General features: G+C 64.6%; 10 protein-coding genes. 9 read left to right on the top strand and 1 reads right to left on the bottom strand.

The features are described 5' to 3' along the window. Window positions 1-373 (top strand): tetratricopeptide repeat protein (locus VIM95_RS08795; protein WP_331984703.1); only part of this gene is annotated, 373 nt, incomplete at its 5' end. A 48-nt stretch (window positions 374-421) separates the two neighbouring features. On the opposite strand, the gene VIM95_RS08790 is transcribed toward VIM95_RS08795, so the two are convergent. After that, window positions 422-1,864 carry a deoxyribodipyrimidine photo-lyase gene (locus VIM95_RS08790; protein WP_331984701.1) on the bottom strand — a complete coding sequence of 481 codons (1,443 nt, stop codon included), beginning with the start codon at window positions 1,862-1,864 and terminating at the stop codon, window positions 422-424. A gap of 501 nt (window positions 1,865-2,365) precedes the next feature. Between VIM95_RS08790 and VIM95_RS08785 the strand changes: the two genes are divergently transcribed. The 8 genes from VIM95_RS08785 to VIM95_RS08750 all read left to right on the top strand — a co-directional run bounded on the left by VIM95_RS08785 (window position 2,366) and on the right by VIM95_RS08750 (window position 9,946). Then, window positions 2,366-2,926, top strand: coding sequence for a YqgE/AlgH family protein (locus VIM95_RS08785; RefSeq protein ID WP_331984699.1), 561 nt, complete (start codon window positions 2,366-2,368; stop codon window positions 2,924-2,926). Beyond that, window positions 2,919-3,344 carry a Holliday junction resolvase RuvX gene (ruvX, locus tag VIM95_RS08780; RefSeq protein ID WP_331984697.1) on the top strand — a complete coding sequence of 142 codons (426 nt, stop codon included), beginning with the start codon at window positions 2,919-2,921 and terminating at the stop codon, window positions 3,342-3,344. Before VIM95_RS08785 ends, ruvX begins: the two co-directional genes overlap by 8 nt. Window positions 3,345-3,541: 197 nt before the next feature. After that, window positions 3,542-4,495: an aspartate carbamoyltransferase catalytic subunit gene (locus VIM95_RS08775; protein WP_331984695.1), complete on the top strand. Its 954-nt coding sequence runs from the start codon at window positions 3,542-3,544 to the stop codon at window positions 4,493-4,495. Further along, window positions 4,492-5,781 carry a dihydroorotase gene (locus VIM95_RS08770; protein ID WP_331984693.1) on the top strand — a complete coding sequence of 430 codons (1,290 nt, stop codon included), beginning with the start codon at window positions 4,492-4,494 and terminating at the stop codon, window positions 5,779-5,781. The genes VIM95_RS08775 and VIM95_RS08770 overlap by 4 nt, the downstream gene beginning before the upstream one ends. A gap of 58 nt (window positions 5,782-5,839) precedes the next feature. Further along, the gene (locus tag VIM95_RS08765; RefSeq protein ID WP_331984691.1) at window positions 5,840-6,103 is read left to right on the top strand and encodes an acyl-CoA-binding protein; all 264 of its coding nucleotides are present in this window, start codon (window positions 5,840-5,842) and stop codon (window positions 6,101-6,103) included. A gap of 165 nt (window positions 6,104-6,268) precedes the next feature. Continuing rightward, window positions 6,269-8,644, top strand: coding sequence for a DNA topoisomerase IV subunit A (parC, locus tag VIM95_RS08760; protein ID WP_331984689.1), 2,376 nt, complete (start codon window positions 6,269-6,271; stop codon window positions 8,642-8,644). Window positions 8,645-8,647: 3 nt separating this feature from the next. After that, on the top strand, window positions 8,648-9,187 hold the full coding sequence (locus VIM95_RS08755; RefSeq protein ID WP_331984687.1) for a GNAT family N-acetyltransferase: 540 nt from the start codon (window positions 8,648-8,650) through the stop codon (window positions 9,185-9,187). Window positions 9,188-9,286: 99 nt separating this feature from the next. Next, complete coding sequence (locus VIM95_RS08750) at window positions 9,287-9,946, top strand: head GIN domain-containing protein (protein WP_331984685.1); 660 nt, start codon at window positions 9,287-9,289, stop codon at window positions 9,944-9,946. The last annotated feature ends 168 nt before the right edge of the window (window positions 9,947-10,114 follow it).

Genomic DNA, 10,114 nt, shown 5'->3' with positions numbered 1-10,114 from the left:
CCGCCAGAACGAGGCGCGCCGGATCGTCGAGGAAGCCCTGAAGGTCAACTGGGACAGCCGGCTTGTGCAGCGTTACGCCGATTGCGCCGAGCCAGGCAAGGCGCTGCCGCAAATCCAGCAGGCCGAAAAGTGGCTGGTCGACCATCCGAACGATGCCGACCTGTACTACACGCTGGGCGTGCTGTGCCTGGGCGAGCAACTGTGGGGCAAGGCGCAGTCGAATTTCGAACGCGCCCTGCGCTACGCCGACCGCGACGCGCAGCGCCGCATCTGCGTACGCGCCCACCTGGCCCTGGCCCGCCTGTTCGAGGAAACGGACCGCCCCGAGGATGCGCAGAAGCATTATCGGGAAAGTGCCATGCTGGCGGCCTGATCGTCTGGCCCTCATTTTGGGCGGTGGTGCAATGCCCGCCCGGCGGACTCAGTCTGCTGATTTCGCCTTCGTCCCCTTCACCGCCCCATACCGCTCCAACGCCTCCATCCGTGCAACGCCATGTTGCACGATGGGGCGCGGGTAGTTTTCACCCAGACGGACTCCGGCCGCAGCCAGCACATCGTCCGGCGCCGTCCATGGCGAATGGATGTACTTGTCCGGCAGCTTTGCCAGTACCGGCAGGTATTTGCGGATGAAGCGGCCCTGCGGGTCGAATTTCTCCGATTGGGTGACCGGGTTGAAGATGCGGAAGTAGGGCTGCGCGTCGCAGCCGGTGCTGGCGGCCCACTGCCAGCCGCCGTTATTGGCGGAGAGGTCGAAGTCCAGCAGCTTCTCGGCAAAATAGCGCTCACCCCAGCGCCAGTCGATCAAGAGGTCCTTGACCAGGAAGGACGCGGCCACCATGCGCAGACGGTTGTGCATAAAGCCCGTGCGGTTGAGCTGGCGCATGGCGGCGTCCACCAGCGGGTAGCCGGTGCGTCCTTCGCACCAGGCGGCAAACAGGGCGGGGTCGTTGGGGAAGGGCAGGGCTTCGTATTCCGGCTTGAAGGCATGCGCCACCACATCGGGCCGGTGCCAGAGTATCTGCTGGTAGAAGTCGCGCCAGATCAGCTCGCTTAGCCAGCTCATGCTGCCGGCTGTGGCTTTCTGGTAGGCGTAGCGCGCCAGGCTGCGGATGGAGACGGTACCGAAGCGCAAGTGGACCGATAGGTAGGAGACGCCCTTCACGCCGGGAAAGTCGCGTGCGTCATGGTAGCGGTCGATGCGGTCGTGGAAATCCTCGAACAGCGCCGAGGCGCCCTCGGACCCGGTCTTGACCCCGATGCCGGCGAGGTCGGTGCGTTCAAAACCGAGCGATTCCAAGCTGGGCATGGCCTCGGGTGTGCGCCGGGCCAGACCGTCGCGGTATTTTTCCACCGGGTAGGACTGCAGGTAGAAGGGTTCGAGCTTTTTGAGCCAGGCGTTCTTGTAGGGCGTGAACACGGTAAAAAAGCGCCCGGCCTGGGTCAGGACTTCGTCCTGCTCGAAGATTACCTGGTCCTTGTAGCTATGGAAGGCAATGCCGGCATCCGCCAGTGCTGTTTTGACCTCGGCGTCGCGCGCGATGGCGGCGGGCTCATAGTCGTGGTTGGCGTACACCGCCGCCGCACCCAGCTCCCTGGCCAGACGTGGGATCTCGGTCACCGCCGATGCGTGCCGCACCAGGAGGTCCCGCCCCTCGGCCTGTAGCTCGGCTTTGAGTGCCGCCACTGTCTCCCAGATGAACTCCACCCGCCGGTCCTGCCTAGGCAGGCTATCGAGAATACCCCGGTCAAACACAAACACCGGCACCACCCGCTCCGCCGCCTTGAGCGCCCGGTACAGCGCCGCATGGTCGCTCAGCCGCAGATCACGCCGCAGCCAGCACAGAACAAGAGGATATCGAGCCATGGTTTGTAGGTAGTTTGTCTTGGACGTTTTGCCATTTTAAAGCCGGAAAATAGCCGGCAGATAGAGATGTAGAGCACGGCGTGGGTTTCGACGCATGAGTTATCCACTGACGAGCGATAGCGAGGCTCCACCCCCGCAAGGAGGACGCCGTGGTTGTAAGCCCCTGAAGGGGCAACAAGCACGCAGTCGCGGGGTGAGGGCGGGGGGCCGTGGGGGCCCGAGAGATAAAAAAGCAAAAGCGCGCCCGAGTATCGATTGCCGGGAAGCGCTCGGCTATGCCGGGCGATGAGCTGGTGCGTGAACTCTCAAGTGAGTTGATCCGTGATCTTCAGCGAGGCTCCCCTGCGGGGGCAGGGGCGGGGGGATGGGGTAAATCAGGGATATGGAGCCTGTTTGAGCTGCAGATTTCCACGAACCCCCCGGCTTTGCCGGGGGGCTGCGCGATATGGAGCGCTTCCTCGCCTTCGGCAAGGCAGCGCTCCATATGCGATAATTCCCCCCATGGAAGCTATCAACCTGAGCCGCCAATTCCTGATCGCCATGCCGGCCATGGCCGACCCGATCTTTGCCAAGTCCTTGGTCTTTGTCTGCGACCATAACGACCAGGGCGCCATGGGCGTGATCGTCAACCGCCCCTTGGGCATGGATGTGCGCACCCTGTTCCAGCAGGTGGATATCGAGCTGCGCCGCGACGACGTGGCCGAGCAGGAAGTGTATTTCGGCGGGCCGGTACAGACCGACCGCGGTTTTGTGCTGCACCAGCCGCTGGGCAACTGGCAGTCCACCCTGGCGGTGGAGGATGAGCTGGGCTTGACCACCTCCAAGGACGTGCTGCTGGCCGTGGGCGAGGGGGGCGGGCCGGAACGCATGTTCATCTCGCTGGGCTATGCCGGTTGGGAAGCCGGCCAGATCGAGAGCGAGCTGGCGCAGAATGCCTGGCTGACGGTGGATGCCGATATCGAAGTGGTATTCAGCCTGCCGGCCGAGCAGCGCTACGAGGCCGCATTGGGCCTGTTGGGCATCGACATGGCCATGCTGTCCGACACCGCAGGGCATGCCTGAGGCCGGCAGCGGCTACGTACTCGCCTTCGATTTTGGCGAGGTGCGTATCGGGGTGGCCGGCGGCAGCCGCGAAATGGGCATTGCCACGCCCTTGGCGACGGTGACCGGCAATAGCAATGACGACAAGTTTTCCGCCATCGGCAAGTTGATTGCCGAATGGCAACCCGTGCAGCTGGTAGTGGGCCTGCCCAGCCATCTGGACGGTACCGAGCACGAACTCTCCCGCCTGTCCCGCACCTTTGCCAACCGTCTGCATGGCCGCTTCGGCCTGCCGGTGGCGCTGGTGGACGAGCGCCTGACCTCGGTCGAGGCGGAAGAGCTGCTCAGCGAAGCACAGACCTTTGGCAAGAAGCGCAAGCTGGCCGTCGATCAGGTCGCGGCCATGCGCATCTTGCAGTGCTGGTTCGACCAGCCATAGTACCCGGCCCATCCGGTTTCTGAGCGCTGACCAGCGTCAGCGAGGTTCCCCGCCGGCGGGCGGGGCGGAGGGGCAGGGAATAAAACAGGGAGCGCCGCTGTCTCAGATCTCCCCAATGGTGAGCGCACGGGCTTCCCGGGCGCCTGCGCGGTGCGTTCCGGTAGCTCAGCTGGGCCCGCAAAATTGAAAGGCACGCGATGTATAACCCTCAACTCAATAGCCATGGCGAGCTGATCCACCTGCTCAGCACCGAAGGCCTGCCGGCGCGCATCCTGCGGCAGATCCTGGACAAGGCGGCCGGCTATGTGGCCGCTGGCGAGGCCGGCGAAAAGAAGCACACCGACCTTGCCGGCAAGAGTGTGTTCAACCTCTTTTTCGAGAACTCGACCCGCACCCGTACTACCTTCGAGATCGCCCAGAAGCGGCTCAGCGCGGATGTGCACAGCCTCAATATCCAGGCCAGCTCCACCGCCAAGGGCGAGACCCTGCTCGATACCATCCACAACCTGGAGGCCATGGGCGCCGACATGTTCGTGGTGCGGCACGCCGAATCGGGCGCGCCCTTTCTGATCGCCAAACACGTGCGGCCCGGTGTGGCCGTGGTGAACGCCGGTGACGGCCGCCACGCCCACCCCACCCAGGCCCTCCTGGACATGTACACCATCCGCCACTTCAAGGGCGACTTCCAGAACCTGCGGGTGGCCATCGTCGGCGACATCCTGCACAGCCGGGTGGCGCGTTCGCAGATCCATGCGCTGACCACCCTGGGCTGCCCGGAGCTGCGCGTGATCGGCCCCAAGACCCTGCTGCCGCGCGATGTGGAGCAGCTGGGCGTACGCGTGTTCCACGACCTCAAGGAAGGCCTGCGCGATGTGGACGTGGTGATCGCGCTGCGGCTGCAGAACGAGCGCATGAATGGCGCGTTGCTGCCCAGTGCCAACGAGTTCAACCAGTTCTACGGCCTGAGCCGCGAAAAGCTGGCCCTGGCGGCGCCCGGTGCGATCGTGATGCACCCAGGCCCCATGAACCGTGGCGTGGAGATCGATTCGGCCGTGGCCGACGGTCCGCAGTCGGTGATCCTGGACCAGGTCACCTTTGGTATCGCGGTGCGCATGGCCGTGATGAGCACCTTGTCGGAGGCCCGCGCATGAATGTCCTGATCCATAACGGCCGCCTGGTCGACCCCGCCAGCGGCCTCGATACCGTTGGCGACCTGTTTGTGGCCGATGGCCGTATTGTCGGCGTAGGCCGGGGCCCGGCCGACTTCAAGCCGGCCCAGACCATCGATGCCGCCGGCCTGGTGGTGATGCCCGGCATTGTCGACCTGGCCGCTCGCCTGGGTGAACCCGGTGGCGAGCACAAGAACAAGCTGCAGGCCGAGCTCAAGGCTGCCGTGGCTGGTGGGGTGACCACCCTCTGCGCCATGCCCGATACCAAGCCGGCGCTCGATGAGCCGGGCCTGGTGCAGATGATCAAGCAGCGTGCCGATGCGCTGGGCCTGACCAAGGTGCTGCCGCTGGGTGCGCTGACGCGTGGCCTGGAGGGCAATGAGCTGACCGAATTTGCCAAACTGCGCGAAGCCGGCTGCGTGGCCTTCAGCCAGGCCGATGCGCCGCTGGCGGACAACCGCGTGCTGTTCCGTGCCATGCAGTACGCCGCGACCTACGACATCACCCTGCGGCTGCGGCCCCAGGATGTGCGGCTGGCCTCGGGCGGCGTGGCGCACGACGGCCAGGTGGCGACCCGCTTGGGCCTGCCGGCCATTCCGGCGGTGGCCGAGACGGTGGCGATCTCCACCATCGTGATCCTGATGAAGGACAGCGGCGCCCGCATCCACCTCGAACGCGTCTCGACCCGCGAGGGCCTGGAGATGATCGCCGCGGCGCGTGCCTACGGCCTCAAGCTCAGCTGCGACGTGAGCATCAACCATGTGCACCTGGCCGATATCGACATCGGCTATTTCGATTCGAACATGCGCTTGAGCCCGCCGCTGCGCAGCCTGTCGGACCGCGACGCGATCCAGCAGGGCCTCGTGGACGGCACCATCGCCGCGATCTGTTCGGACCACACCCCGGTGGGCAACGACGACAAGCTCTTGCCCTTTGGCGAGGCCAAGCCGGGCGCGACCGGGCTGGAATTGCTGCTGCCGCTGGTGCTGGGCTGGGCCGAGCAAAAGCATGTGCCGCTGCCCCAGGCTTTGGCCCGCATCACCAGCGAACCGGCGGCCCTCTTGGGCCTGGAAGCCGGCCAGCTTAAGGTTGGCGCACCGGCCGACCTGTGCCTGTTCGACCCCAACCAGCACTGGCGTGTTACGCCGGAAACACTGCGCAGCAGCGGCAAACATACGCCGTTTGTGGGTATGGAATTGCGTGGTAGAGTCCGGCATACCTTGGTCGACGGGCGTATTGCCTACACCGCGGAACCAAGTGCAGCGTGAGACTCACGCCAAGTCATAGCCCGAGCACCATCCCAACTGATTTGTGAGGAAACACGCCATGTCCGAACTCGATAGCAAGTTCAAGCAAGCCGCCGAAGATGTCACCCAGCTCTCCGAAGCGCCGGACAACTCGGTCAAGCTCAAGCTGTACGCCCTGTTCAAACAAGCCAGCGAAGGCGATGTGAAGGGCGACAAGCCCTCGATGTTCGACTTCGTCGGCGCCGCCAAGTACAACGCCTGGGCCGAACTCTCCGGCACCGACAGCGACACTGCCAAGCAGAAGTACATCGACCTGGTGGAAGCGCTGAAGGCCAAAGAATAAGCAGGCTTTGAGCTTCGGGCCGGATGCCCGTCCGGCCCAGCCGTAATGCCACCTGAGGGTGGCTGCGGCAACAGGAGCCGACCGTGGGTCGGCTCTTGCATTTGGATTTGACGCGGCGGCTATGCCATCATCCGCCCGCCTGGATACACCTCACCTGCCCGCACCATGACCGATACGCCCGACCTGCCGCTGGAAGAAGACAATCTGCCCGAGGAGGCCGCGAGCGCCACGGGCGAAGGCGAGCACCTGCCCCCGCCGCCCGATCTGCGTGATTTTGCCGGTGCCGATTCGGTCCCGCTGGGCCGCTATGCCGAGCGGGCCTACCTCGAATACGCCGTTTCGGTGGTCAAGGGCCGGGCCCTGCCCGATGTCTGCGACGGCCAGAAGCCGGTGCAGCGGCGCATCCTCTACGCCATGCACGAGATGGGGCTGGGCGCCACCGCCAAGCCGGTGAAGTCGGCCCGCGTGGTCGGCGAGGTGCTGGGTAAGTTCCACCCGCACGGCGATACCTCCGCCTATGACGCCATGGTGCGGCTGGCGCAGGACTTCTCGCTGCGCTACCCGCTGGTGGACGGCCAGGGCAACTTCGGCAGCCGCGACGGTGACGGTGCGGCGGCCATGCGCTACACCGAAGCGCGTCTGACCAAGATCGCCGAGCTCCTGCTGAGCGAGATCGACATGGGCACGTCGGACTTCGTGCCCAACTACGACGGTGCGTTTGAAGAGCCCAAGCTCCTGCCCGCCCGCCTGCCCATGCTGCTGCTCAACGGGGCATCGGGTATTGCGGTGGGTATGGCGACCGAGATTCCGCCGCACAACCTCAGCGAGGTGGCCGAGGCCGCCATCGCCCTGATCCGTAACCCGCGCCTGGAAGTGGCCGACCTGCTCGACACCATCCAGGGCCCGGACTTCCCCGGTGGCGGCCAGATCATCTCCAGCCGCGAGCAGATCCTTGCTGCCTACGAGAGCGGCCGTGGCTCGCTGGCAGTACGGGCACGCTGGAAGATCGAAGAACTGGCCCGTGGCCAGTGGCAGCTGGTTATTACTGAGCTGCCGCCCAATGCATCGAGCCAGAAGGTGCTGGAAGAGATCGAGAATCTCACCAACCCCAAGGTCAAGAAGGGCCAGAAGAAGCTGACCCTGGAGCAGGAAAACACCAAGAAGCTGCTGCTGGACAAGCTCGACACCGTGCGCGACGAATCGGGCAAGGATGTGGCGGTGCGGCTGGTGTTCGAGCCCAAGTCGCGCACCCAGAACCCGGAAGAGTTCGCCAACATGCTGCTGACGCATACCTCGCTGGAGGGCAATGCGTCGATCAACCTCGTGGCCATCGGCATCGACGGCCGGCCACAGCAGAAGTCGCTCAAGCAGCTTTTGGCCGAGTGGGTGCAATACCGCTTTGCCACCGTGCGCCGCCGTGTGAGCCATCGCCTGGGGCAGGTGGACGACCGTATCCATATCCTTGAAGGCCGGCTGCTGGTCTACCTCAATATCGACGAGGTGATCCGCATCATCCGCCAGGCCGACGACCCCAAGGCCGACCTGATCGCCGCCTTCAGCCTGAGCGAGCGGCAGGCCGAGGACATCCTGGAGATCCGCCTGCGGCAACTGGCCCGGCTTGAAGGCATCAAGATCGAGCAGGAGCTGGCCAAGCTGCGTGACGAGAAGGCCGAGCTGGAAAACCTGCTGGCCGACCCGGCCGTAATGCAGCGCCAGATCATCAAGGAGATCAAGGAAGACGCCAAGACCTTTGGCGACGCCCGCCGTACCCTGATCGAAGCCAAGGAACGCGCCACGGTGACCGCCACCGTGGTGGACGAGCCCTTGACCGTGATCCTCAGCGAGAAGGGCTGGATACGTAGCCGTACCGGCCACGGCGTCGATAACCAGAACCTGACCTTCAAGGAAGGCGACAGCCTCTTGGCCGCCATCGAATGCCGCTCGGTCGATACCGTGGCGCTGTTCGGCTCGGATGGCCGGGTCTACAACCTCCTGGCCGGCAATCTGCCGGGCGGCCGTGGCGACGGGGTGCCGGTGGCATCCGTGATCGACCTCGCCGCCAAGACGCGCATTGTGCAGGTGCTGGCGGCCAAGCCCGACCAGGCGCTGTTGATCGCCGGCAGCCAGGGTTACGCCTTCCACTGCGAATTCAAGGACCTCCTGACCCGGCAGAAGGCGGGCAAGGCCTTCCTCTCGCTGGACGAGGGGGAAGACCTGCTCAAGATCGCCCCGTTTGCACCGGCCGAGGGCAACCTCGTCTGCTGCCTCTCGGCCAGCGGCCGCCTACATGCCTTTGCGCTCAGCGAACTCAAGGCCCTCTCGGGCGGTGGCCGCGGCATGATCGCCATGGCCCTGGACGACGGCGACAGCCTGGCGGCCATCACGGTCAGCGATGGCGACAGCCTGACCCTCAACGGCACCGGCCGCGGTGGCCGTGCCATGAGCGTGACCTTCGACGCCAATGACCTGGCCCCCTATGTGGGCAAGCGCGCCAAGAAGGGCAAGCCCTTGGTTGGTGGCTTGAAGCTCGCGGGGTTTTGATCGGTGAAGCCGGCCTCCTGTCCCGATCTGGACCTGGCCGGCTTTGCTTTGCGCCCGCTGCTGCGCAGCGATGCCGCAGGCTGGTATGACTACCTCAAGTTGGAAGCCGTGACCCGCGATACCAGCTGGTCGCTCAGCGGCGTGCAGGATCTGGCGCCCTTGTTCGATGCCTTCGAGTCGGATGCGCCGGGCAGCTCGCTGCGCTTTGCCATCGTTGACACGGCCAGTGGTCGACTAGCCGGCAGCGTAGGCTTTCATACCGTCTCGCCACTCAACCGTACCGCCGAGATTGCCTATGACCTGGCGCCCGACTACTGGGGCAGGGGGCTGGCGACAGCGGCCTGCAAGGCGGTGAGCGCCTGGGGCCTCGCTGAGCAGGGCTATGTGCGGGTGCAAGCCACCTGTCTCGATACGAATGAGCCCTCCCGCCAGGTCTTGCTGCGCTCTGGCTATGAACTCGAAGGCAGGCTCAGGTCCTTACGCCTGGTACGCGGTGAACCGCGCGACTTCTGGGTTTTCTCGCGCTTGTCGCGCCCCGCATAAGCAGGAATACAACGCCCGGTATTTGCCGGGCGCTGTCGTTTGCATTTGCAGCACAAAGATAAGATACTGACTGGTATGTTAACTAGGGAGACGGCAATCATGCGTGTACTTTCGGTTCTGGCAGCGGCTTTGCTCTCGGCGGGTGCCATGGCGGGTGGCATCAAGGGTAGCGGTAATGTGATCGAGCAGACCCGCACCGTCGCCGACTTCCAATCCATCCGCTCGGAAGGCGCCTGGAGCCTGGACGTGAAGGTGGGTCCGGCACCGAGCCTGAAGATCCGTGCCGACGACAACCTGATCCCGCTGATCGAGACCTCGGTCAGCAACAACCAGCTGTTTATCCGCATGAAGGAGTTGCCGGATAAGACCATCCATATTGGCGACAAGAGCAGCCTGCGCATCGAGCTGACCGTCCCCAAGCTGACCGGCTACACCCACGAGGGCGCCGGCAAGGCGGCCTTCCATGACCTCAGTGGTGACAAGTTCACCCTGGCCTATGAAGGGGCCGGTCTCGTTACCGCCACCGGCAAGGTGGACAAGCTGACCGTGCAAGCCAGCGGCGCCGGCGCGGTGGACTTTGACAAGCTCAAGGCGCGCGATGTGACCGTCAACCTCGAAGGCGTTGGCGCCGTCAGCGTCTACGCCAGCGATTCCCTGACTGCCTCGGTCGAGGGCATTGGTTCGCTGACCTACTATGGCAAGCCGGGCAAGCTCAGCAAGTCGGTTTCGGGTATTGGTTCGGTGCGCGCTGGGGATTGATGGCTCCGGGCTTCGCCTGGCAGCGGTTTTCTGAGACAATTCAGCCAGTTGTAGCACGGCATGGGCAGCCGCCCATGCCGTTGCTATTTTGGGTATCGGATGTCTACTTCGCTGCGTATTACCGAAATTTTCTTCTCGCTGCAGGGCGAGACCAGCCGTCTGGGCCTG

The sequence above is a fragment of the Chitinimonas sp. genome (assembly GCF_036568685.1).
In the GTDB taxonomy this organism is placed as follows: Bacteria; Pseudomonadota; Gammaproteobacteria; order Burkholderiales; family Chitinimonadaceae; genus Chitinimonas.
This window is presented reverse-complemented; position numbering and strand designations above follow the sequence as displayed.

Excerpts from the sequence above, each read along its gene's own strand:
- ruvX (WP_331984697.1), top strand. The coding sequence starts at position 2,919 with ATGCCTGAGGCCGGCAGCGGCTACGTACTCGCCTTCGATTTTGGCGAG.
- VIM95_RS08765 (WP_331984691.1), top strand. The coding sequence starts at position 5,840 with ATGTCCGAACTCGATAGCAAGTTCAAGCAAGCCGCCGAAGATGTCACC.
- VIM95_RS08770 (WP_331984693.1), top strand. The coding sequence starts at position 4,492 with ATGAATGTCCTGATCCATAACGGCCGCCTGGTCGACCCCGCCAGCGGC.
- VIM95_RS08775 (WP_331984695.1), top strand. The coding sequence starts at position 3,542 with ATGTATAACCCTCAACTCAATAGCCATGGCGAGCTGATCCACCTGCTC.
- VIM95_RS08750 (WP_331984685.1), top strand. The coding sequence starts at position 9,287 with ATGCGTGTACTTTCGGTTCTGGCAGCGGCTTTGCTCTCGGCGGGTGCC.
- VIM95_RS08790 (WP_331984701.1), bottom strand. The coding sequence starts at position 1,864 with ATGGCTCGATATCCTCTTGTTCTGTGCTGGCTGCGGCGTGATCTGCGG.
- parC (WP_331984689.1), top strand. The coding sequence starts at position 6,269 with ATGACCGATACGCCCGACCTGCCGCTGGAAGAAGACAATCTGCCCGAG.
- VIM95_RS08785 (WP_331984699.1), top strand. The coding sequence starts at position 2,366 with ATGGAAGCTATCAACCTGAGCCGCCAATTCCTGATCGCCATGCCGGCC.